Source organism: Bacteroides sp. 3_1_23 (genome assembly GCF_000162555.1).
GTDB classification, from domain to species: Bacteria; Bacteroidota; Bacteroidia; order Bacteroidales; family Bacteroidaceae; genus Bacteroides; species Bacteroides ovatus.
The window spans coordinates 444,462-470,008 of record NZ_GG774954.1 but is presented as its reverse complement, the minus strand read 5'-3'; the positions used below and the strand labels follow the sequence as shown (position 1 = coordinate 470,008).

16 protein-coding genes and 1 pseudogene are annotated in these 25,547 nt (G+C 43.3%); 11 read left to right on the top strand and 6 right to left on the bottom strand.

The window, feature by feature from the left end; all coding sequences use genetic code 11:
* Positions 1-14 precede the first annotated feature (14 nt).
* Entirely contained in the window at positions 15-797 is a 783-nt protein-coding gene (locus tag HMPREF9010_RS07020; protein WP_008650346.1) for a porin family protein, read from the top strand.
* An 830-nt stretch (positions 798-1,627) separates the two neighbouring features.
* Here HMPREF9010_RS07020 and HMPREF9010_RS07025 read toward each other — a convergent pair.
* Together HMPREF9010_RS07025 and HMPREF9010_RS07030 are read right to left on the bottom strand one after the other, a co-directional pair.
* On the bottom strand, positions 1,628-3,109 hold the full coding sequence (locus HMPREF9010_RS07025; protein WP_032852836.1) for a PCMD domain-containing protein: 1,482 nt from the start codon (positions 3,107-3,109) through the stop codon (positions 1,628-1,630).
* A 321-nt stretch (positions 3,110-3,430) separates the two neighbouring features.
* A complete protein-coding gene (locus tag HMPREF9010_RS07030) occupies positions 3,431-6,397 on the bottom strand; it encodes a PEP/pyruvate-binding domain-containing protein (protein ID WP_008650343.1) in 2,967 nt (988 codons plus the stop codon).
* A 171-nt stretch (positions 6,398-6,568) separates the two neighbouring features.
* On the opposite strand from HMPREF9010_RS07030, the gene HMPREF9010_RS07035 reads away from it, so the two are divergent.
* From HMPREF9010_RS07035 to HMPREF9010_RS07055, 5 genes and pseudogenes are all read left to right on the top strand, one after another.
* Positions 6,569-8,686, top strand: coding sequence for a prolyl oligopeptidase family serine peptidase (locus HMPREF9010_RS07035; protein WP_004326065.1), 2,118 nt, complete (start codon positions 6,569-6,571; stop codon positions 8,684-8,686).
* A gap of 199 nt (positions 8,687-8,885) precedes the next feature.
* Positions 8,886-10,223: an NADP-specific glutamate dehydrogenase gene (gene gdhA / locus HMPREF9010_RS07040; RefSeq protein ID WP_008650340.1), complete on the top strand. Its 1,338-nt coding sequence runs from the start codon at positions 8,886-8,888 to the stop codon at positions 10,221-10,223.
* A 232-nt stretch (positions 10,224-10,455) separates the two neighbouring features.
* Positions 10,456-11,619 (top strand): M24 family metallopeptidase, encoded by a 1,164-nt coding sequence (locus HMPREF9010_RS07045; RefSeq protein WP_004306834.1) that lies wholly within the window; start codon positions 10,456-10,458, stop codon positions 11,617-11,619.
* An 82-nt stretch (positions 11,620-11,701) separates the two neighbouring features.
* A complete protein-coding gene (locus HMPREF9010_RS07050) occupies positions 11,702-13,264 on the top strand; it encodes a sulfatase family protein (protein WP_008650338.1) in 1,563 nt (520 codons plus the stop codon).
* A gap of 49 nt (positions 13,265-13,313) precedes the next feature.
* Positions 13,314-14,841, top strand: a pseudogene (locus HMPREF9010_RS07055) (arylsulfatase).
* A 400-nt stretch (positions 14,842-15,241) separates the two neighbouring features.
* Here HMPREF9010_RS07055 and HMPREF9010_RS07060 read toward each other — a convergent pair.
* Positions 15,242-16,675, bottom strand: a complete 1,434-nt coding sequence (locus HMPREF9010_RS07060) for a CCA tRNA nucleotidyltransferase (protein ID WP_004297989.1) — start codon at positions 16,673-16,675, stop codon at positions 15,242-15,244.
* A 95-nt stretch (positions 16,676-16,770) separates the two neighbouring features.
* On the opposite strand from HMPREF9010_RS07060, the gene HMPREF9010_RS07065 reads away from it, so the two are divergent.
* Positions 16,771-17,607: a hypothetical protein gene (locus tag HMPREF9010_RS07065; RefSeq protein ID WP_004297988.1), complete on the top strand. Its 837-nt coding sequence runs from the start codon at positions 16,771-16,773 to the stop codon at positions 17,605-17,607.
* Positions 17,608-17,829: 222 nt separating this feature from the next.
* Here HMPREF9010_RS07065 and HMPREF9010_RS26385 read toward each other — a convergent pair whose 3' ends face one another.
* The 3 genes from HMPREF9010_RS26385 to ruvA are packed head-to-tail and all read right to left on the bottom strand — an operon-like array spanning position 17,830 to position 19,604.
* The gene (locus HMPREF9010_RS26385) at positions 17,830-17,967 is read right to left on the bottom strand and encodes a hypothetical protein (RefSeq protein WP_008998781.1); all 138 of its coding nucleotides are present in this window, start codon (positions 17,965-17,967) and stop codon (positions 17,830-17,832) included.
* A gap of 40 nt (positions 17,968-18,007) precedes the next feature.
* Positions 18,008-19,000, bottom strand: a complete 993-nt coding sequence (locus HMPREF9010_RS07070; protein ID WP_008650334.1) for a DUF3843 family protein — start codon at positions 18,998-19,000, stop codon at positions 18,008-18,010.
* A 1-nt stretch (position 19,001) separates the two neighbouring features.
* Positions 19,002-19,604, bottom strand: a complete 603-nt coding sequence (gene ruvA, locus HMPREF9010_RS07075; RefSeq protein WP_008650331.1) for a Holliday junction branch migration protein RuvA — start codon at positions 19,602-19,604, stop codon at positions 19,002-19,004.
* Between the two features lie 187 nt (positions 19,605-19,791).
* Here ruvA and HMPREF9010_RS07080 point away from each other — a divergent pair, with 187 nt between their 5' ends.
* The 4 genes from HMPREF9010_RS07080 (at position 19,792) to trhA (ending at position 25,500) form a co-directional block, all read left to right on the top strand.
* A complete protein-coding gene (locus HMPREF9010_RS07080) occupies positions 19,792-20,691 on the top strand; it encodes a diaminopimelate dehydrogenase (RefSeq protein WP_008650328.1) in 900 nt (299 codons plus the stop codon).
* Positions 20,692-20,787: 96 nt separating this feature from the next.
* A complete protein-coding gene (locus tag HMPREF9010_RS07085) occupies positions 20,788-22,830 on the top strand; it encodes a DUF3857 domain-containing protein (protein ID WP_008650324.1) in 2,043 nt (680 codons plus the stop codon).
* Between the two features lie 19 nt (positions 22,831-22,849).
* Complete coding sequence (locus HMPREF9010_RS07090) at positions 22,850-24,769, top strand: transglutaminase domain-containing protein (RefSeq protein ID WP_004310052.1); 1,920 nt, start codon at positions 22,850-22,852, stop codon at positions 24,767-24,769.
* Between the two features lie 80 nt (positions 24,770-24,849).
* Positions 24,850-25,500, top strand: coding sequence for a PAQR family membrane homeostasis protein TrhA (trhA, locus tag HMPREF9010_RS07095; protein WP_004297979.1), 651 nt, complete (start codon positions 24,850-24,852; stop codon positions 25,498-25,500).
* Positions 25,501-25,547: the final 47 nt, after the last annotated feature.

Here is a 25,547-nt window from a genome sequence, read left to right as displayed (position 1 = left end):
ATAAAACTAACACAATGAAAAAATATCAATCAATCAATATCATAGTTGTGCTGCTATTTGTAAGCATATTCACAGCTCAAGCACAGGAAGAAAGAAACCAAGGTATCATCTGGTCTTATTTACATGGATGGGAATATGGAATAAAAGCCGGTTTCAATATTGGTGGAACTTCACCATTACCTCTACCAAAAGAAATCCGTAAAATTGATAGTTATGCACCAGGAATCGCAATTTCAATTGAAGGTAATGCGACGAAGTGGTTCGATCCCAAATGGGGGATGACTGTAGGAGTGCGACTTGAAAATAAGAATATGACCACCGAAGCTACCGTAAAAAATTACGGTATGAAAATTATCAACACCAATGGTGGAGAATTACAAGGATTATGGACAGGAGGAGTAAAGACCAAAGTTAAAAACTCATATCTGACAATTCCGGTGGTTGCTAACTATAAGATAAGCAAGCGTTGGAAATTGTCTGCAGGTCCATACATATCATACCTCATCGAAGGAGGATTCTCCGGACATGTATACAACGGTCATTTACGTACCCCGGACCAAACAGGTTCACGAGTTGTTTTCTCTGGGGAAAGCATAGCTACCTATGATTTTTCCGAAAATCTCCGAAAATTTCAATGGGGACTACAACTAGGCGGCGAATGGAGAGCATTTAAACATCTAAATGTATACGCTGACTTAACGTGGGGGATGAATGATATTTTCAAAAAAGATTTTGATACAATCTCATTTGCCATGTATCCTATTTATTTGAACGTGGGATTTGGATATGCATTTTAGCATATTGTTTTATACTAAACGATCCAGAATATTGTGTCAATAGAAAACTACGGGAATTCTTCTCGTAGTTTTTTATTTATGTATGGGCTAAATCAATAAATACAGGGTAGTATCGTAAGCGTCTCTGCGTTTCTATACCACCAAAAAGCGGGTATCTCTCATCAATAAAATAGTCCAATAAGGTTCAAACAGGCGTAAGATGGCTTGTTTTTGTTGCAATGAATCTATATAAATCCGGCTTGTATGGCTTAATAATCCCACTTTGATAGCCAGGGCTGTACAGCCTACATATGTAGGCTATAAAAAGATTACCGTTTCCAATGTATTATTTAGCTGCCAAATACAAGTTATCATCCTATAAAGTGAATATTCTTGTGGCTTCATATGGGTGTTTTTCCATGATACTACACTAAAGCGGATGCAGTAGGGGTATGATAGATACCTGTTTGAGAAATCATCTATCACACTTATCTTATTGAAAATTAGCTTAATATAAAAATAAATGATAGTATGGTAAATATTTTTCACTATGTAGTATTTGCTGAGTTCAAATTCATTGAAACTTTATATCCGGAGTTATTCTATAGTGAACAAATTCTTTTCTGTATCGTATATTGAATGACATTTTGGGTATGATTGCCATAAACAAATAATTATTCTCCCTCACTACAAAAAAATTCCCCACTGTCCAAAAACAGTAAGGGAAATTTATTTAATATTTATTTGATATATATACAGGATTTTACAGAAAAACGAGGATATCCTCATAGACACCCTCGTTTATACAATAAACACACATTAAATGTATGCCAACTTATATTATAACAATCTTATTCACATATTACTTCAAATTCATCCACAATCAAAGTACTACCACCAGCACCTTTAAATAAATCACCATCTTTACTTGAAGAGCAAACTATAGCAAATTTATATTTTGCATTTCGATCATACTCTTGTAAATATTCAAATTCAATGTTAAAAGGAGTATATTCTTTAATATCCTCAACGATAATATTAGCAACAGCAACTCTTAATTCCGAAGTGTTCACATCGTGACCTGTCAATACAATCTCTTTACCATCCTCGCCTGTTTGCACTTTATACAATACGGCTTGAATCTGTCCTTTATCTTTAATATCAACCGGTTTTACATCTTCATAATTAGAAGCATCAAGATAATTAGAACCTGATTCATATTTATAAACACCCTTAAAACGAAGCGGTTTTCCACCTAAACTAACTGTTTCTGCATCAAGACCAAATTTAGTACAACTCAACCTATCACCTTGTAAAGCAGGCATCATATCAAATTTACCAATAAAAATAGAACCGGCAGTAATCTTCGGAACTAATGAATTTGGCTCATTTGGATATTCAAAAGTTATCAGTTTAGCCGCATACGTACCATCCTCTCTAGTTTCCTTTCTCAACAAAGTACCACCTAAAATACCAGCTCCAGCAGCACTTCCTGCCCACAAATCTTTGGGTAACAGTTCATCATTCTTACTACCTTCCTTCCAGTCTTCAAAAGAATATTTCAATACCTTACGAGTACCTTCCACAAAAGCTGTATAAACTTTCACGGTGCCATCTTCCGCCGTCACAGTATAAGTCACTTTCTTATTATTCGAGAAGTCCTGTGCTACGCCGGAAGCCGGAGTAATAGTTGCTCCTTCAGATATTTCAATAATAGGAGTAAACTTTAAAGATTCTACTTCCTCATTAACAGCAAAAACAATCGTACCAGCTTCTTCATTTATAACTGGTTGTTCTACTACTGCCTCATCGTCAATAATAAAACTTGTTATTTTAGCCTCCGAACTTTCACTACCTGTCAATTTACGACCAACAAAAGTAGCCTTTACATTTTGATTTAAAGGAGCACCAACCTTTACACCTATTTCAATATTAATATTGCTACCTTTCACAGTACCAGAAATACTAACAGGGCAATTACCAAGTGGCTGTACCAAATCTAGATTCTGTTGACCTTCAAAAGCATAACCACCATCTATAGCTTTCACAGTGCAAGGATCAACTTCAATATCACCAACATTTACCAAAAAAGTAAAATTCTTCAATGATAATGCAATTTGGTTAGTTCCCTTATTAGACTGTGAAATTGTGATTTTTTGATTTTCGGTAGTTCCCATTTGATTACCATCCACATTTACAGACAGATTACCAACATAGCCTCCAGCCAATTCTGTATCTATCGGATATTTCACTTCATCGTCATCATCACTACAACTCATGAATATGCTAACAGAACAAACAAGCATAAACAAGTACAATAAACTCTTCTTCATAATTCTCATAATTAATTAATAATCTATTTGATCACAAAAACGAGTGCAAAGTAACAACTTTATAATAATTCACACAAGGTCAATTCTTTGTATTTTATGTTCTATTTTTAAGATTATAAGACCATATTTCCTGTCTATATAGACTTTTTTAAGGTTAATATTCACACTATACGGTATGCTACGGAAGATTTAAATCATATTTTAATTTAGTTAAAAAGACCAACGGTCAGAAAATAGAATCTTATCAATTCCAACACATAAAAAAACGATCCTCCTAGTACTTCCAAAATTTGTTTCACATTAAATTATTGCGAGTTCCACTTAAAAAGGCATCAACACTACTCCCAGCTTCTTCTTTCCATCCATCTTGACCACCATCGGTTTCTCAAAGCGAACATGACGAAGATATTTCGTTTCTTCCACCGCAGGTTGCGCATTGAGGAAGTCCTGATTATACACACCATCATTCATAAAGGCGTTAATAGTAAAATATCCAACTCCAAATGAAGTCAAATTTTGGAAAAAGTGTGTCCCTTGACTTGGATCTACCCGATAATTAGTCAATCCGGCTTCCACAATCACACGGGCAGCCGAAATATGCGGCCACTTCACAGGGATGCCGAGCCAAGTATCGCTGCTTCCCCAACGTCCCGGACCGACAAGCACATAATTCTTTCCTTCATTCAAGAATTGTTGGTTAATCTTTTCTATCTCCCAGGCAATTGTCTGATTGTTGGAGGCACTATAATTATCGGTCTTTACATAGACCACATCATAAATATCATTCATGATACCATGTCCCAATGAATTATATGAGCGGAGAATCACATCTTCATCCGGTATCTCGTTCAAATCCTCATCCAGCATTTCTTTACTGTCTACGATAGGACGGATCTGCAACAGATAGAAAGTTCCGGATTTATCATGTTCGCGACTTAACGTTGCTGCAAATTCAATTTCAACCGGACGGCGCATCTCCTGTTCACCATATTTCAATACTAACTGCAGAATACGAGCTAACGGAAAAACATCATGTTGCAGGATATTAGCAAAAGTAATCACCTTACGTCCTCCCGGATATAAACCATCACGAATGATCTGATCGTACGGATCGTAGGTAGAAGCAATATAACGCAGAGCACCGTCACTTTCTGCCTCTTTGACATGAAGTTTCAGCAAATTAAAACCATCGTCGATAGAAAAATCATGTCCGGCATTTTTCAAATCCAATGCATAGAAACGGGTTTGAGTCTCCTTGAGAGCAATTTCCATTTCGCTGGTCTGTAACACCTGATTAGGATGATAAGGAGAAAAACGAAGGGTCATGCCACCGTCAACAATATATTTTCCTAATCCCAAAGCCAGATTCACCGTTCCCTCTTCTGCCTTTTCATTCCCCAACGGATAATAATTGAGCGAGCGTGCCACACCGGACATGGAAGGATAATAACGGTCACCATACTGATTGCCAACTACTTCCTGTAAGATAACAGCCATTTTCTCCTGATCGATTACATTCGACGTAGCTTGCATATACGCTTTGCTGTCACGGAAATAAACCGAAGCATACACCCCTTTGATGGCATCGGAAAGCATCCGCAACATTTCATAGCGGTCGTCCAGATAAGGAATCATGTAAGTGTTGTAAATTCCGGCAAACGGTTGATAGTGAGAATCCTCCAACAAGGAAGAAGACCGAATGGCAATCGGAGACTTCACAACATCGAAGAAAGTGAAAAAGTCCTCTATCAACCGGTCCGGTAACTTAGCCTTCAAAAAATATTTTAAAATCGTAGCATCATCCGCATCCGATAGTGCAATCTGATACAAGTTGTTGGTGTCCATGAACTCATCAAAGACATCCGTACAAAGCACCACTGTTTTAGGAATAGCAATACGCGCATTTTCAAACTCGTCAAACTCCGGATGACGCTTCACCATATTATCAATAAATGCCAGTCCACGCCCTTTTCCTCCGAGAGAGCCATCCCCGATACGGGCAAAGTTAGAATAACGGTCGAAGCGATCGCGCTTAAAGACCGCCACAACTCCCTGGTTCTTCATCTTACGATATTTCACAATCGCCTCAAAGATGATTTTACGATGCGCATCCACATCCTGAAGACTATTCCAGGTAATCGGTTTCAAGAACTCGGCTACCGGGAACATGGCACGTGAATAAAACCAACGCGACACGTGATTCCTGCTGATATGATATAAGAAAGATTCCGCAGGTACGGCAAAAAGAATGTTTTGCAGCTCCTTCAAATTCCGGACGCGGGCAATCTCCTCCCCGGTATCCGGATTGCGGAAAATAAAATCACCAAAACCAAAATTATCGGAGACGATACGGCGCAAATCAACGTCCATCTTCTTGGAGTTCTTGTCGATAAAGCTGGCACCATACTTGGCTGCATAAGACGAATTTTCAGATTCGGAAGACTGAATAATCAAAGGAACAAACGGATCATTCTTACGTATCTCCGCACACAGCTTGATACCTGCCAGACCGTCTTTCTCTCCCCGTTCCACTTTCGGGAAACGGACGTCAGTGATTACCCCCAATATATTATTCTGATACTTATGATAGATCTCCATCGCCTCCTGATACGTACGTGCCAACACTATTTTAGGACGTCCGCGCATACGGAGCGTACGCTGGTGTGCATTCAAGGCTTCGGTAGAGAATTCCTGACTCTGCTTCAACACGAACTTATACAGATTCGGCAAAATGGAAGAATAGAAACGAATGCCATCTTCCACCAAAAGAATCAGCTGCACACCGACCTCCTGTACATCGTGTTCCAGATTCATCTTGTCCTCTATCAACTTAATGATAGACACCAACAGGTCGGTATTACCCAACCAGCAGAACACATATTCGAACGCACTTAAATCTTCATTGATAATCCGTTTGGTAATACCATGGCTAAAAGGAGTCAGTATGACGATAGGAATATGCTCGTATTTCTCTTTGATGTGACGGCCGATATCGAAACTGTCATTATCCCCCGTACTCGGCATACAAATCACCAGGTCGAACGACATATTTTCCAACTGTGACAGTGCTTCCTCCTCCGTAGATACCTGCGAGAAACGAGGTGGATAGCGCAGAGACAAAGAAGTGTATTCATTGAAAATCTTCTCATCAATGCGCCCGTCATCCTCCAACATGAAAGCATCGTAAGGATTAGCGATTAATAACACGTTAAAAATCCGCCTTGTCATCAAGTTAACGAATTGTGTATCTTTGAAGTAAAGCTGGTTTAATTTATATTTACTAAGCATAAAGTCATTCTCCTTTCTTATTTCAAATCGTCTATCTGCAGAATCACATTTTGCAAAGTTAATTCTTTAAATCTCATTTTCCACCATCTTCTTTATAAAGTTTACTTGTTTATCTCTTATTATTTTGTAGATTTGTAACTTTAAGTTTATTCAAAAAGACTTTTTATTCACATGAAAAAAGTAACTTTATTAATGAGTGGAATCATGGTGATGTCATGCGCTCCCCAACAGAAAAAGCTAGTCTACCCCGAGACGGCGAAGGTAGACACCGTAGACGTGTACTTCGGTACACAAGTTCCCGACCCTTATAGATGGTTGGAAAATGACACCAGTGCAGCTACTACTGCCTGGGTAGAAGCACAAAACAAAGTAACGAATGAGTATCTAAGTCAGATTCCATTTCGGGAAAACTTGTTGAAACGATTGACCACACTGGCCGATTACGAGAAGATCAGTGCGCCAATCAAGAAACATGGCAAATATTACTTCAGTAAAAATGACGGCCTGCAAAACCAGAGTGTATTCTACGTACAGGATTCACTGGACGGCGAGCCTCGCGTTTTCCTCGACCCGAACAAGCTCTCGGACGATGGCACAGTAGCACTGACCGGTCTTTATTTCTCAAACGACGGCAAATATACCGCTTACAGTATCTCACGCAGCGGATCGGATTGGTCTGAAATATTTGTCATGGACACTGAAAGTGGCAAACTATTGGAAGACCATATCGAATGGGCCAAATTTACCGGTGCCGCCTGGCAGGGAGACGGATTCTACTACAGTGCCTACGATGCTCCCGCCAAAGGAAAAGAATTCTCCAACGTAAACGAAAAGCACAAAATCTATTATCACAAAATAGGTGAACCGCAATCGAAAGATAAACTGATTTATCAGAATCCGGCTTATCCGAAACGTTTCTATACAGCCAGCACCAGCGAAGACGAACGTATTCTCTTCCTCACAGAATCCGGTGCCGGAAGAGGCAACAACTTATTTATAAGGGACCTGAAAAAGCCGAATTCTCCTTTTATCCAACTGACTACCGACCTCGACTACCAATACTACCCGATTGAAGTGATCGGCGATCAGATGTATATTTATACTAACTATGGCGCACCGAAAAACCGGATCATGGTAGCCGACATCAACCGTCCGAAACTGGAGGACTGGAAAGAACTCGTTCCCGAATCGGAAGCCGTTCTTTCAAACGCAGAAGTGATCGGTGGCAAACTGTTCCTTACTTACGACAAAGATGCTTCGAACCATGCATACGTTTACGGCCTCGACGGCAAACAAATTCAGGAGATTCAACTGCCGTCACTCGGTTCCGTAGGCTTTAGCGGCAACAAAGATGATAAAGAATGTTTCTTCGGATTTACTTCATTCACCATTCCGGGTGCCACTTACAAATATGATATGGACCAGAACACCTACGAACTATACCGTGCACCGAAAGTACAGTTCAACTCGGATGATTTTGTGACGGAACAAGTATTCTTTGCCAGCAAAGACGGTGTAAAAGTCCCGATGTTCCTTACCTATAAAAAAGATCTGAAGAAAGACGGCAAAAATCCTGTATTCCTCTACGGATACGGTGGTTTCGGCATCAGCCTCAACCCGGGTTTCAGTGCAATGCGCATCCCATTCCTCGAAAATGGCGGTATCTACGCACAAGTCAACCTGCGTGGTGGCAGCGAATACGGTGAAGACTGGCACGTAGCCGGAACTAAGATGCAGAAGCAGAATGTATTCGACGACTTCATCTCTGCTGCCGAATATCTTATCAACGAAAAATATACGAATAAAGACAAAATCGCCATTGTAGGTGGCTCCAACGGTGGTCTGCTGGTAGGTGCCTGCATGACACAGCGTCCGGACCTGTTCCGTGTAGCAATTCCGCAAGTAGGCGTGATGGATATGTTACGCTATCATAAATTTACTATCGGCTGGAACTGGGCAAGCGATTACGGAACAAGCGAAGACAGCAAAGAAATGTTTGAATACCTCAAAGGCTATTCTCCATTGCACAACCTGAAACCGGGCACGAAATATCCGGCAACACTAGTGACCACTGCCGACCATGACGACCGTGTGGTTCCCGCCCATTCATTCAAGTTTGCCGCTACGCTGCAAGCAGACAACGACGGTACAAACCCGACACTGATCCGCATCGACAGCAAAGCAGGTCACGGTGCAGGCAAACCGATGGCAAAAGTACTTGAAGAACAGGCAGACATTTACGGTTTCATCATGTACAATTTGGACATGAAGCCGGATTTTAAGAAGTAAAAGTACAAAGTATTAAATTCAGGTATCAAGTATTAAGTATTAGCACTGAATACTTGATACCTAATGCTTTTTCTACTATCATTTTATCATTATTTAATCAAAATAATGGCATAAAATCAATCACATCTGAAAAATTTTCCTATATTTGCAGTGAGTTAGTTGACATTTTATCAGAATTAACCTTTTAAAATATAGTATCATGAACATCCAGAAAATCATGTCCTCTTTGGAGGCTAAGCATCCCGGTGAATCTGAATATCTTCAGGCAGTGAAGGAAGTTCTTCTTTCTATCGAAGATATATACAATCAACATCCTGAATTTGAAAAAGCTAAAATCATAGAAAGATTGGTAGAACCTGATCGTATCTTCACTTTCCGTGTGACGTGGGTGGATAATAAAGGTGAGGTGCAGACCAACCTCGGTTATCGTGTACAATTCAATAATGCGATAGGCCCATATAAAGGTGGTATCCGTTTTCATGCATCCGTTAATCTTTCCATTTTGAAGTTCCTCGGTTTCGAACAAACATTCAAGAATGCACTGACTACCTTGCCTATGGGTGGCGGTAAAGGCGGTTCCGATTTCTCTCCACGCGGAAAGAGTGATGCTGAAATCATGCGTTTCTGCCAGGCATTTATGCTGGAGTTGTGGCGTCATCTCGGACCGGACATGGATGTGCCTGCCGGTGACATCGGCGTAGGAGGACGTGAAGTGGGCTATATGTTCGGCATGTACAAGAAACTGACTCGTGAATTTACCGGTACATTCACTGGTAAAGGATTAGAATTCGGCGGTTCATTGATTCGTCCGGAAGCTACTGGTTTTGGAGGACTGTATTTTGTCAATCAGATGCTTCAGGCAAAAGGGATTGATATAAAAGGTAAGACAGTAGCCATCTCCGGTTTCGGCAACGTTGCCTGGGGAGCAGCTACTAAAGCTACCGAACTGGGTGCAAAAGTGATTACGATTTCCGGTCCGGACGGATATATCTACGATCCGGATGGTATCAGCGGCGAGAAGATAGACTATATGCTCGAACTTCGTTCTTCGGGTAACGATATTGTGGCTCCTTATGCTGAACAGTATCCGAACGCAACCTTCGTAGAAGGAAAACGCCCGTGGGAAGTGAAAGCAGACATCGCACTTCCTTGCGCCACCCAGAACGAATTAAATGGAGAAGATGCTCAAAATCTCATAAAAAATGACGTACTTTGCGTCGGAGAAATTTCCAATATGGGATGTACCCCTGAAGCTATCGATCTTTTCATTGAACATAAGACGATGTACGCTCCGGGTAAAGCGGTCAACGCAGGTGGTGTAGCCACTTCCGGCTTGGAAATGTCTCAAAACGCAATGCACCTTAGCTGGAGTGCTGCCGAAGTGGACGAAAAACTCCATGCAATCATGCACGGCATCCATGCACAATGCGTGAAATACGGCACGGAACCCGACGGATACATTAATTATGTGAAGGGTGCCAACATTGCCGGATTTATGAAAGTAGCTCACGCAATGATGGGGCAAGGCGTTATTTAGAAGACTTTGTTTAGTTGTATTTGTATTTGTGGTTTGCGCTGCTCGTCTCCTGTGACAGGACGCGGGTAGCGCTATTTTTTTGAGATTAACATTATTTTCGCTGGAATTAATTATCTTTGTAGCATGATAGGTTAAATAATAGTTTGTGAATTTGTTATATGCGATAAACAACTCACAACTAATAATTTACCATTATTGGTTTTGTAATTAATAATCAAGTAATAAATAAAAAATGCTACAACCCGAATTGAAATTTCGCCGTGACAAAATTCGCAGTCTGATGGTGTCGCAGGGCATTGACGCCGCACTTATCACGTGTAATGCAAATTTAATTTACACGTATGGCTGTGTAGTCAGTGGCTATCTTTACCTCCCCCTTCATTCGCCTGCACTATTATTTTTTAAACGTCCTAATAACATCACAGGAGAGCACTCATTCTCTATCCGCAAACCGGAACAAATTGTTGATCTGCTGAAAGAACAAGGATTACCGATGCCAACCAAACTGATGTTAGAAGGTGACGAACTTCCTTATACGGAATATTGTCGTCTGGCCGGTCTCTTCCCGGAAGCGGAAGTGGTAAATGGTACCCCGTTGATTCGCCAGGCACGCAGCGTGAAAACACCTGTAGAAATTGAAATGTTCCGCCGCTCCGGCATTGCTCATGCAAAGGCTTATGAGCAGATTCCAGGTGTTTATCGTCCCGGTATGACGGATATTGAATTTTCCATCGAAATAGAACGCCTGATGCGCCTGCAAGGTTGCCTCGGAATTTTCCGGGTATTCGGACGCAGTATGGAAATATTCATGGGTAGCGTACTGACCGGAGATAATGCCGGTTACCCCTCTCCTTATGATTTTGCCTTAGGCGGTCAGGGACTTGATCCTGCCTTGCCGGGAGGAGCAAATAAAACTCCGTTAAAAGAGGGACAAAGCGTTATGGTGGACTTAGGTGGCAACTTCAACGGTTACATGAACGATATGAGCCGTGTATTCTCCATCGGCAAACTGCCCGAAGAAGCTTACACCGCCCATCAGGTTTGTCTGGATATCCAAGAAAAAATTGCTTCCATTGCCAGACCGGGTATTGCCTGTGAAGTGCTTTACGACACAGCAGTCGAAGTGGTCAAAGCAGCCGGATTTGCCGACAAATTTATGGGAACAGGACAACAAGCCAAATTTATCGGTCACGGCATCGGGCTTGAAATTAACGAAGCTCCGGTACTGGCTCCCCGCATAAAGCAACAATTAGAACCGGGTATGGTCTTTGCCCTCGAACCGAAAATCGTTATTCCGGGTGTAGGTCCCGTAGGTATCGAGAACTCTTGGGTAGTGACCAACGAAGGAATAGAAAAACTGACGAACTGCAATGAAGAAATCATTGAATTAAGTTAAACAGACGATGAAAAAGATGTGTCCAGCAAAGAACAGGCACATCTTTTTCTACTAATAATAACACACTTAACCCCCAAAACCAATGAAACAACCTTTCATTCTAACCCTTGTATCTTCTGTTGCCTGTGCTGTAACAGCCGCCAACAAAGCACCGGAAAACACCACACCGACAAAGTCAAAAACACCCAACGTTGTATTTATCTACGCCGACGATCTCGGCTACGGCGATCTGGAATGTTACGGAGCTAAAAATGTACAGACACCCAACGTCAACCGACTGGCAAAATCGGGAATCCTTTTCACCAATGCTCATGCAACAGCCGCCACCAGCACCCCTTCCCGCTACTCCATGCTAACCGGAGAATACGCATGGCGCAAAGAAGGAACGGATGTCGCGGCAGGAAATGCCGGAATGATTATCCGTCCCGAACAATACACCATGGCAGATATGTTCAAAAGTGTCGGTTACACCACTGCCGCAGTAGGCAAATGGCATCTGGGACTCGGAGATCAAACCGCCACTCAAGACTGGAATGCTCCGTTACCGTGCGCACTGGGCGATTTAGGTTTCGACTATCATTACATTATGGCAGCTACAGCCGACCGTGTACCCTGTGTATACATCGAAAACGGGAAAGTAGCCAACTATGATCCGAGTGCTCCCATCGAAGTCAGTTATCAAAAGAACTTCGAGGGTGAACCTACCGGAAAAAGTAATCCTGAATTACTTTATAACCTCAAGCCAAGTCACGGTCACGACATGTCGATCGTTAATGGAATTTCACGCATCGGTTTTATGAAAGGCGGTGGAAAGGCACTCTGGAAAGACGAAAACATTGCTGATTCACTTACCACACACGCCATTCAATTCATCGAGGAAAACCAAAACAAACCTTTCTTTCTCTACTTTGCCACCAATGACGTACATGTGCCCCGCTTTCCTCACGACCGTTTCAGAGGAAAAAATCCGATGGGATTAAGAGGCGACGCTATCGTACAGTTCGATTATTGTGTCGGTGAAATCCTGAATACACTCGAAAAACTGGGATTAAGAGAAAATACACTCATTATTCTTTCAAGTGACAACGGCCCGGTAGTAGACGACGGATACGATGACAAAGCAGAAGAACTACTCAACGGTCATAGTCCTGCGGGACCACTACGGGGCAACAAATATAGTGCCTTTGAAGGAGGAACCCGTATTCCTGCCATCGTCAGCTGGCCTGCAGGAGTAAAAAAAGGAATGACTTCAGACTTATTGGTTTCACAAGTGGACTGGCTCGCCTCTCTCGCTTCCCTGACCGGAGCTACGATGCCTAAGAATACCGCACCGGATAGTTACAACTATCTGGGAAGTTGGCTGGGTAAAGAAAAGACAGACCGCCCGTGGGTGATAGAGCAGGCTTCTAATCACACACTTTCCGTCCGCACCAAAGACTGGAAATACATCGAACCGAATGACGGACCGAAAATGATTCAATGGGGACCGAAGATAGAAACCGGAAACTCTAAAGAACCCCAGCTTTATAAGATGAAAGAAGTGAAAGAGGTAACCAACTATGCAAAGAATATGCCGGAGAAAGTGGCAGAACTGCAAAGTATCCTTCAAAGCGTACGCGAAGGAAAGGACTTAATCGGGAAATAATTCCAGATATGAAACACTGAAACGCTTTTATTTTAATGACAACAATATCATGAATTATCAATCAATCCCGTTGATAGGCAGTGCCCTGCTCCTATCTACCCTATCTGCCAACGGACAGAAAAAAAATACCCAGCCCAATATCCTCTTCATCCTTTGTGACGATATGGGATATGGAGACTTAGGATGCTACGGTCAACCATTTATCCGTACCCCTCATATAGACGCCATGGCCGGTGAAGGAATGCGTTTTACGCAAGCATACGCAGGAAGTCCCGTCAGCGCCCCTTCCAGAGCTTCATTCATGACAGGACAACATTCAGGCCATTGTGAAGTACGAGGTAACAAGGAGTACTGGAAAAATGCACCGATCGTGGAATATGGACAGAATAAAGAATACTCAATAGTGGGGCAACACCCTTATGATCCCGACCACGTAATCCTGCCGGAGATAATGAAAGATAACGGCTATACCACAGGTATGTTCGGTAAATGGGCCGGAGGTTACGAAGGTTCCTGTTCCACTCCCGACAAACGGGGGATAGACGAATACTACGGTTATATCTGTCAGTTTCAGGCTCATCTTTATTATCCCAATTTCCTGAACCGTTATAGTAAAGCGTTGGGTGACACCGGAGTGGTACGTGTAGTGATGGATGAAAACATCCAATATCCGATGTATGGTCCCGACTACCTGAAACGTCCGCAATATTCGGCCGACATGATTCACCAGAAAGCATTGGAGTGGCTGGATCAGCAAGACGGCAAACAACCGTTTTTCGGCGTATTGACTTACACCTTACCTCATGCGGAACTCGTTCAGCCGGAAGATTCTATCCTGAATGAATACAAAGCTAAATTCAACCCGGATAAAGAATTTAAGGGAAGCGAAGGCTCACGATACAACGCCATCACGCATACACACGCCCAATTTGCCGGAATGATTACCCGCCTGGACTATTACGTGGGCGAAGTTTTGAAAAAACTGAAAGAAAAAGGACTGGACGAAAACACATTGGTTATTTTCTCCAGTGACAACGGCCCTCACGAGGAAGGCGGAGCTGATCCTACTTTCTTCGGCAGAGACGGAAAACTACGCGGACTGAAACGTCAATGCCACGAAGGAGGAATACGTATTCCATTTATCGCCCGTTGGCCGGGACACATACCTGCAGGCGAAGTAAACGATCACATCTGTGCATTTTATGATTTAATGCCGACGTTCTGCGAAGTTATTGGTATCAAAGACTACGAAAAGAAATACCGCAATAAGGAAAAAGAAGTCGATTATTTCGATGGGATTTCTTTCGCCCCCACACTCCTGGGTAAATAAAAAGCAAAAGAAGCATGATTTTCTGTATTGGGAATTTGATGAAACAGACCAGATTGCCGTACGCATGGATGATTGGAAAATGGTAGTGAAAAAAGGAACACCGTTCCTCTATAATCTAAAAACAGATATTCATGAGGATCATGACATAACACTCCAACATCCGGATATCGTGGAAAAGATGAAGGCTATCATCTTTGAACAACATACTCCGAATCCTCATTTTTCGGTAACGTTGCCCAAACGATAAACACACAGATAAAGAAATAATGAGTAATCAGCAGTTGGAAAGCAAGTTATCATTCATTCCTATACAGTTTTCACCACAGAGGACACGGAGGGTACAGAGGTGAATCTTGTTCATGCCGGTACTGAAATGAACTAATTTCGAGCTTGTGCAGATTTATTTTTGATACCTAATGGGGTTATGGCTAATGATACATGAATTTATTCGTCTGACAATTGTCAGACGAATAAATCTATGTATAATGAATATTAAATCATCGCATATTACCAATTAAATCTTAGAAGAACTAAGATTAGTTCATTCCTGCCTTGTTTTACTCCAATTCAACTACTGATTCGCATAAATCAGTGTCTGAATACTATAGGATTACGATGCCTGATTTTATATCTGTTCCGTCCTTCTATCAGCGAATAGGCGTCATTCCCATCTTCTTTGCCCGTTCCAGCATGAAAGCATGAGCCGCCTCATATTCATTCGGAATCACTCCATCCAAGATTGCATCTTTGATAGCACTCTTCAAGACTCCGACCTCACGACAAGGTTCCAAGCCGAAAATCTCCATAATTTCTTCTCCGCTCACAGGTGGCTGGAAATTACGGACACGGTCTTTCTCTTCCAAATCCTTCAGTTTCTGTCGAACCAACTGGAAGTTATTCAGGAAACGCTGTTTACGTTCCATATTCTTGGAAGTAATATCCGCTTCACAAAGCATCATCAAGTCGTCAATGTCATCACCCGCTTCGAAGAGCAGACGGCGTACAGCCGAGTCTGTCACCACATCATCTGCGATAACGATCGGGCGCATGTGCAGGCTGACCAGCTTTTGTACATACTTCATCTTCTCATTCATCGGCAACTTCATCTTGCGGAAGATATGCGGAATCATCTTTTCACCGATAAAGTTATGATTATGGAACGTCCATCCCGCTTTAGGCTCCCAACGTTTCGTGGCAGGTTTGGCAATGTCGTGCAACAAAGCAGCCCAACGCAGCCAAAGGTTATCAGTCTTCTTGCTGATATTATCCAGCACTTCCAACGTATGATAAAAATTATCCTTATGGGAACGTCCGTTCCGTGTTTCCACACCCTGCAAGGCAGCAAATTCCGGAAAAATCAACGGCAGCAAACCGCTACGCTCCAAATCAATAAATCCTTTTGAGGGGATTGGAGAAAGAATAATCTTATTCAGTTCGTCCGCAATACGTTCACGGGATATAATTTCAATCCGTTCCTTATTCCGGCAAAGCGATTCGAAAGTATCATCGTCAATGTAAAAACCCAATTGCGTAGCAAAACGGATGCAACGCATCATGCGCAAGGGATCATCGCTGAAAGTAATATCCGGGTCGAGGGGAGTGCGGATTGTCTTTTCCTTCATATCCTCCAAACCTCCAAACGGATCTACCAATTCACCAAAACGTGCTTTATTGAGACATACGGCCAGAGCATTGATCGTGAAATCGCGACGATTCTGATCGTCTTCCAGCGTGCCGTCTTCAACAATAGGTTTACGCGAATCCCGTTGATAAGATTCTTTACGTGCACCAACAAACTCTACTTCCGTGCCTCTATATTTTACTTGTGCTGTTCCGAAATTCTTGAAAACAGAAACATGAGCACCACGTCCCAACTGTTTTCCAAGGGCTTCCGCCATTGCAATTCCACTTCCTACAACTACTACATCTATATCTTTAGAGGGACGCTGCAGAAAAATATCACGAACATAACCACCTACCACATAACACTCCATACCGAGTGTATCAGCCGTTTCGGCTATCTGTCCGAAGATGGGTTCGCTAAAATGCTGCTTCAATTCCTCTTGAGTCAACTCTATCATTCTTTTTAGTTATAAGTTTTGAGGGGACAAAATTACAAAAATAAGGGATATATTTGTATTTTTGCCGCTAATAAAACCAGTAAATAGAATTTGTGATGAAAAAACTGATTATCCTCTTTTGTGGTACGCTGGCATTAGCTGCCTGCGGAAATGGCCTTGAGAAAAAAGCCAATGAAAAACTGATGGTTGCCAAGGCTGCCTACGAACGTGGCGACTATGAAGAAGCTAAGTTACAAATTGACAGTATCAAGATTCTCTATCCCAAAGCGTTCGAAGCACGTAAGGCGGGACAGGCACTGATGCTCGATGTTGAAACAAAGGCACAGCAAAAAACGCTTGCTTACCTGGATAGCGCCTTTCAGGCAAAGACAGAAGAATTCAATGCCATCAAGGACAAATTCAAACTAGAAAAAGATGCCGAATATCAACAAGTCGGCAACTATCTCTGGCCTACACAGACCATTGAAAAGAATATGCACCGTTCGTACCTCCGCTTCCAAGTGAACGAGCAAGGTATAATGAGTATGACTTCCATCTACTGTGGTGCCGGCAATATTCACCATACAAAAGTGAAAGTGATTGCTCCTGACGGCAGTTTTGCAGAAACTCCAAGCTCCAAAGACAGCTACGAGACAACGGATATGAACGAGAAAATAGAAAAAGCTGACTACAAACTAGGGGAAGACGGAAATGTGATCGAATTCCTGAATCTCAATAAAGACAAAAATATCCGTGTGGAATATATAGGCGACCGCACCTATAAAACGACAATGAGTCCAACCGACCGCCAGGCCGCAGCAGGTGTTTACGAATTAGCACAAATCCTCTCGGCCATGGAACAGATTAAAAAAGAACAAGAGGAAGCCAACCTGAAAATCGGATTCATCAATAAGAAGAAAGAACGGAAAGCACAGGAAGAAATTACCGATTAGTAAAAGGAAAGCCATCCACCAGAAAAAGCCATTGGTTAATAATAAAATAGACGGGAATAGTTGTTATTTTTCATAAACGACAACTATTCCCGTCAAATGCATAATGAGACTCTTAATCCTCTGCGTGAGAGAAAAGGCGTTTCCTGGTAGGGAGAAAAGGCGTAGTCTGCCATCATCAAACGGCGTAGCCTGATAACCAAAAACGGCGTGGTCTACACGCCTTTATTTTATCCTTCTATTCAACTGATTATTAGCCTTTTCCTGCTTTGATTTTCCGACCCGTTTTCCGGTCGTCTTCTTTTTACCGACTGCAGACTTTGTCTTTCCGGCAAAAGGATTGTTACTTTTTTTGATTGGCATAGACAGCACTTATATAAACAGTACTTATTTCTTATAATTCTTATTCTCCTTCGTAATACTCACCCAAAAACCAGCGAGCCACAAAATCCCAGTTTTCCTGCAATAACTCCTTTCCGTTCTCAAACGGGAACTGTGCTTCCGGCAACAAATCGTGTTCCATTCCATATTTCAGCAGATCGAACGGACACAAACCTTCTTCACAAAACAGCTCGTATGCTTCCTCTTCAGCCAGTTCGGCATTGTAGAGCGGATTACGTTTGTCTGCAAAATATTCGGCTACATCAGGACCGATCAACAACCCTTTCGGATTGGCAAAAACCACGAAATTACCGAACTCCTTTAAGTCAGGCAACAAAGAATCCTCTTCATCCTCCCATTTCAATGATTGCACAAAGAAAAATTTCAGCGCATCGTAAGAGTCAAAATATAAAAGCGGTTCACCTTTGCTTGCTTCAAGGAAACGTTCTACGTTGGTAGGCATTTTTTCTCCCGGCAAAGCTACCGGCAGAGGCATCCGCTTCTTTTGCATCAGCTCCGTTTCCATCAGCCAGTCCGTTGCCAGATAATCGCTGATAGGAGCCGATTCGAACGCAGCATCCAAACGGTTGTAAAGCGCATCCGCAAACTCCAGCAAATCCGCATCCATCGGGTTCTCTACTCCATCAAAATCATCGCCAACCGGAGAATTGATGGCCCACAAAAGGAAAACAACATCTTCACGGTTAATTTCGTCCGGCAAATATTCTCCCGTCAGTGCGTAAAAAGGTAAATAATGTCCGTAGCTTTTCCGGTGCCAATGAATAAACTGACGCCAATTTCCTCCGTCTGCTACGCAATCTTCCAAATACAGGGCACACGTCAAAGCCACTCGCTTCTGGTCTTCCTCCCACTCTCTCCCACCATATATAAAAGAATCTGCCACCAACGGCAATAGCTGGTTAGCGAAATCCAGATACCATTCATCCGTATCCACTGCTTTTGCACGACCGTGAGCGTCCAGCCATGCTTTCATATATATCTTCTGTTGCTTCATACTACAAACGTTTCAAAGCCAGTTTGATAACCTTTTCTACCGGAGCATCCGGCTCCTCCTTCAAGATAGCCAACACCACCTTCTGTGAAGGCGCAGCAGCAAAGCCTAGCATCGTCAATGCAGACACCGCCTCTTCCTGCACTTCCGCATTGGCAGGTTGTAACAACAAACCTGCGGAAGCCCCTCCGGCAGCAGACATACCCATTATTTTTATCTTATCTTTCAGGTCGACAATCACGCGTTGCGCAGTCTTCAGCCCGATGCCTTTCACCGTTTTCAACATGTTCGCATTTTCGGTGCTGATTACGTTCACCAGTTCGGCAGGCGAGAGAGCCGAAAGAATCATACGAGCCGTGTTCCCACCGATTCCGGAAACGGAAATCAATAATAGAAAAATCTCCCGTTCCTGTTTCTCGGCAAATCCGTAGAGCACATACGCATCTTCACGAATCGCCTCGTAAATATATAGCTTACAGCTTTTCTTTCCCTGAATAGCCGAATAGGTATTCAAAGATATATTGGCGGCATATCCCACCCCGTTACAGTCGATCACCGCGGTTGCCGGACTTAGTTCGGCAAGTTCGCCTCTAATATATTCTATCATAACAGGGACAAAGATAAAACTTTCTCACCACAGATTACACTGATTTTCACAGATTATTCTTTTGTACATTAGATATGAAGAATATGAAAAAAATAAAAATATTAAAGCAGATGAACCAAAGTTAGTAGTAATTTGTTTACTTTTGCAAGCAAAAGAAAGAAATTTGTTCATTAAAACCAAGAAAAGAATGAAAAAAGTAAGAGCTGCCATCGTTGGTTATGGCAACATTGGACATTATGTACTTGAAGCGCTTCAGGCGGCACCTGATTTCGAAATAGCCGGAGTCATTCGTCGTGCAGGAGCAGAGAACAAACCGGAAGAGTTAGCAAACTACGCAGTAGTGAAGGACATAAAAGAGCTGGGAGAAGTAGACGTAGCTATTCTTTGCACGCCGACCCGCAGCGTAGAAAAATATGCAAAAGAATATCTGGCGATGGGGATTAATACGGTAGACAGTTTCGATATCCACACCGGTATCGTAGACCTGCGCCGTACCTTGAATGCTACCGCCAAAGAACATAAAGCCGTATCGATCATCTCTGCCGGATGGGATCCGGGAAGCGACTCCATCGTACGCACCATGCTGGAAGCAATTGCTCCGAAAGGCGTCACCTACACCAACTTTGGTCCCGGTATGAGCATGGGACACACAGTAGCCGTAAAAGCGATTGACGGAGTGAAAGCTGCCCTTTCCATGACCATTCCGACCGGCACGGGAATCCACCGCCGCATGGTATACATCGAACTGAAAGACGGATATAAATTCGAAGAAGTAGCCGCTGCCATCAAAGCAGATCCTTACTTCGTGAACGATGAAACACACGTGAAACTCGTTCCGAGTGTAGACGCCCTGCTGGACATGGGTCATGGTGTAAATCTGACTCGCAAAGGTGTATCCGGCAAAACACAGAACCAGTTGTTCGAATTTAATATGCGTATCAACAACCCCGCACTGACCGCACAAGTACTGGTATGCGTGGCACGCGCTTCCATGAAGCAACAACCGGGATGCTACACGATGGTAGAAGTTCCCGTTATCGACCTTCTCCCCGGCGACCGCGAAGAATGGATCGGACATTTGGTATAATATATTTTATACATAAAACAAAATTAAAATAGAGAAAGGCGGTACACCTTTCTCTATTTTTTTTATCTTTGTGAGCATACTACAAAAAACACAATTATGAGAAAACTATTCATTCTCTGCGCATTTCTATTACAGCTCCTGTCGCCTGTCTACCCACAGCAAGCCACAACAGCCACCATAGAGCCCAATCTGAAATACGGAAAACCCTCCAAAGAAGAACTGTCTCTCACCTCTTATGCCCCGGACACCACCGCTACGGCTATTTATCTCTTCCATCAGGGACAAAGTGACTTCATCTACCATGACGGTTTTCAACTAACTACCGAGCACTGGGTACGCATCAAAATCCTGAAACCACAAGGAGTGTCATACGCCGACGTGTCCGTTCCCTACTACTCTCCTACCGATAAAGATGAAGGACAGGAAAGAGCCAGTGAGATAGAAGGCTGCTCCTACAATATGGAAAACGGGAAATGCATAAAAACACCCATGAAGCGGGAATCCATCTCTTTCGAGCGGATCAACAACCTGTATAAAATGCTAAAATTCTCTCTGCCTGCTGTCAAAGAAGGCACTGTCATCGAATATCACTACAAACTCTACTCCGACTATTTTTCACACATCGACAACTGGATGATGCAGGAAGAACTCCCGATGCTCTACAACCAGTATAAGATCACCATCCCGCATGTGTTTATCTACAACATCGAACTCCGGGGAAAGGACTACATACAAGTGAAGCAAAGAGACTCCTCCATTCATGCCACAGAACGTGAAGGCTCCGGTGCGGGTGGAGTCAGCAAAGACTTCACCGTTTCGGCACAAGAAACCACCTTTATCTCACGCAACCTTCCGGCTATCCGTCAGGACGAATCCTACTGCTGGTGTCCGGAAGACTATAAGGTGCAAGTGAGCTTCGATCTGCAAGGCACTCAATTCACCCCCAATGAATACAAACCATACAGCCAGAAATGGGAAGATGTAGACAAGCAGTTGCTCAAACCGGAAAATATACAGTTCGGCGAACACCTCTCACTCACCAACCCTTTCCGCCCTGAAACCAAACAAGCCTACAACAGCGAAATGAATTTCGAGGAGAAAATCATCTGCGCCTTCCAGGTGCTCAAAAAGAAAATGGCCTGGAACGGACGGTATCAGCTCTACAGCAAAGAGCTCGAAAAAGTAATCAAGAAAGGAAGCGGCAGTAATGCCGACCTGAATTTCATCCTTATCAGCATCCTGAAAGACTTTGGACTGGAGGCCTATCCGGTGGTTATGAGCCGACGTTCATCAGGTATGCTGCCGTACAACTTTCCTTCTCTGCAAAAACTAAATACGTTCTTTGTTGCTATCCACGATATAAACAAACAAAAATATGTATTTTTAGACAGTTCTATGGACGTACCTGCCTTTAATATATTACCGCTTGAATTGTCTGTAAACAAAGCACGCATCCTTTCCCGGAAAGAGAAAGAAGAGAATAAATGGGTGAATGTGATGACTCTTTCCAACAACAAAAGTTTCATGAAAATCGATGCCCGAATAGAAGGAGATCAGGTGAAAGGACATCGCAGCACAGTTCTTTACGGACAAGAAGCTGTAGAGTATCAGGCAAATGCAAAACATAAGCAGGACAGCCTCGTCTCGAATCCCGAAAACAAGATCAGTAGTCAGAAAGAGCAACTCACTGTCACCAACCTGAAAGTGAAAAAACAAGAAAATGACTGGGCACTGATAGAAGAAGAATTCGATTTCGTCTTGCAAGTCAACCGGACGGACAATCATCTTTATATCAATCCGATGCTCTTTCCGCAACTAAAGAGTAATCCGTTTATCCAGACGGAACGGGTGCTCCCCATCGAATTTCCATATCCGTACAAGTTCACGATGTTGTCTACGCTGACTCTCCCCGAAGGCTACGAAGTGGAAGAACTCCCCCAACCACAAGCCATCCGGTCGGAAGGAGACGGCCTGCAATGCAAATATATGATTCAGAAACAGGGAAATACAATCCTGCTCAATTATGTATTCCACTTAAAGGGATATATATTCCTTTCCGAACAATATAAACAACTACAAGAACTGTGGACTAAAGTGATCGAGAAAAATAATGCGCTGATCGTACTCAAGAAAATATAAACTTTACCTATCTATACCGATGATCCGTTCCAGCTATCTCATCCTGAAGCAAATGACACATCGGGCATTCAGCCTGTCCTGTGTCCTTATCTGCCTAAGTCTGCACATACAGCCGGCATGTGCACAGGATATTCTCAAGGATGCCAATTCCGTTATCGTTGAAGCACGCACAGAGGTTCTCTGCAAATCTATGACCCAATCCATAGAAAAAGAGAGCCTGACAATCACCATCCTCAACCGTAAGGGGTTGGAAGCTGCACATTTCTTCTGCGGATGTGATATGTTCCGTTCTTTGCAGAAATTCTCCGGGGAAATCATCAATGCCGATGGACAAAGTGTACGTAAGATAAAGAAATCTGAACTACAGAAAAGTGAATACAGCTCCTCGCTTAGCACGGATGATTATTTTTATTTTTACGAATGCAATTATCCTTCTCTCCCTTTCACGGTGAAATACGAATGGGAAGTGAAGTGCAACAACGGTCTGATCGGCTATCCCCCCTTTATACCGCTGGCAGACTTCAACCAAGGTGTGGAAAAAGCGACTTACCGGATCGAACTGCCCGCAGGACAAGGATGCAGATATCGTGAACTGAACACGCAAGGAAAAGGAATCCAGGTAAAAGAATCCACCGGAGCCAACGGACAGCAAGTGATTGAAGCCACCGCCTCCAAACTCTCTCCCATCATTAAAGAACCTTTCGGACCGGATTTTACTGAACTGTTTCCACGTGTCTATTTTGCGCCTTCCGCCTTCAAGTACGACAAGTCGGAAGGCGATATGAGCAACTGGCAAAAGTACGGAGAATGGCAATACCGATTGCTCGACGGGCGCGACCTGCTCACCGAACCTTTCCGCGCCAAACTGCACGAACTGACAGCCCACTGCACTACCGACCGGGACAAGGTGAAAGCAATCTACGATTATCTGGCCAAAACCACCCGTTACGTGAGCATCCAACTAGGCATCGGAGGTTTACAGCCCATTGCCGCCGCCGATGTTTGCCGCACGGGATTCGGCGACTGTAAAGGATTGTCCAATTACACCCGCGCCATGCTGAAAGAGTTGGGAATTGCTTCCACTTATACAGTCATCAGCACCACCAACGAGCGTTTACTACCGGACTTCTCCAGTGCCAACCAGATGAATCACGTCATCCTACAAGTTCCACTTCCCCAAGATACGCTCTGGCTGGAATGTACAAACCCATCGTTTCCCTTCGGTTATGTCCACCAAGACATTGCGGGACACGACGCCTTACTCATCGAACCGACCGGCGGCCAGATGTATCGCCTGCCCACCTATCCCGACTCACTGAACACGCAGCACATCGTTGCCAACATCACCCTCTCCCCCACAGCCGAGGCACGGATAGAGGTGAACGAAATCTCCCGGATTTTCCAATATGAGAATGAAGCAGGCATCGTCTATCTGGAGCCTAACAAACAGAAAGACCGCATCCGTTCAAGCATCAACTTATCCCAAGCCGATATTCAGAACCTGCAAATCAGCGAGTGCAAGGAGCCCAATCCGTCTATCACCTTCGACTACACTGCCACCAGCAATCAATACGGGCATAAAACGGGCAACCGTCTGTTTATCCCCACCAATGTGTTCCGAAAAGAATTCAGTGTTCCTCCTGTGACGAAGCGCACCTATCCCATTTACATCAACTACGGATACACAGATACCGACAGCATCCGCATCCAACTGCCGGAAGGATATGTAATCGAAGGACTTCCGAAACCGCTTGACGTGAAAAGCAAGTTCGGCAGTTTCCATTCCGGTATTCAGGTGAAAGATAAGGAAATCTACATCACTCACCGATTGTTTATGCGCAAAGGGGTTTACAGTCCGGATGAATATGCGGCATTCATTGATTTCCGCAAGCAAGTGGCAGGACAATATGGAGGAAAAATCATTTTAAAAAAAGAATAAGGAGGGAAACGCTTTACAGAAAATAAAGTATCTTTGCGACTCAACATTTTTTGTGACTTAACCATTCAAAAAAAGGAACATTGAAGAACAAACGATACAATCATATAGAAGAATGGGCAAATACCCTTAGCCACGGAATAGGCATCCTGCTTGGAATCGTGGCCGGATATTTCCTATTGGAAAAGGCTTCCGAGAATATGGAACCGCAGTGGGCAGTTGCTTGTGTATCCGTCTATCTGGCGGGGATGCTTTCCTCTTATATCAGTTCTACGTGGTATCACGGCAGCCGTCCGGGGAAACTGAAAGAGTTGCTCCGCAAATTCGATCATGGAGCTATCTACCTGCACATTGCCGGAACCTACACTCCTTTTACCCTGCTCGTTCTGCGGCATGCCGGCGGATGGGGATGGGGAATCTTCGCTTTCGTCTGGCTGTCGGCTATCGCCGGTTTCATTCTTAGCTTCAAAAAGCTGAAAGAACACAGCAATCTCGAAACGGCTTGTTACGTAGGTATGGGCGCCTGTATATTGGTAGCCATGAAACCTTTGTTAGATCATCTGGGAGAACTGGGAGCCACTACCGCTTTCTGGTGGCTGATTGGCGGAGGAGTTTCGTATATTGTGGGAGCTGTTTTTTATTCATTGCGCAAACCCTATATGCATGCCACTTTCCACTTGTTTTGTCTGGGAGGCAGCATCGGGCACATCATTGCCATCTGGCTGATTCTGTAAGGAATGGTAGGGACAAAAAAAGGCTATCTATCCCAGACAGCCAATCT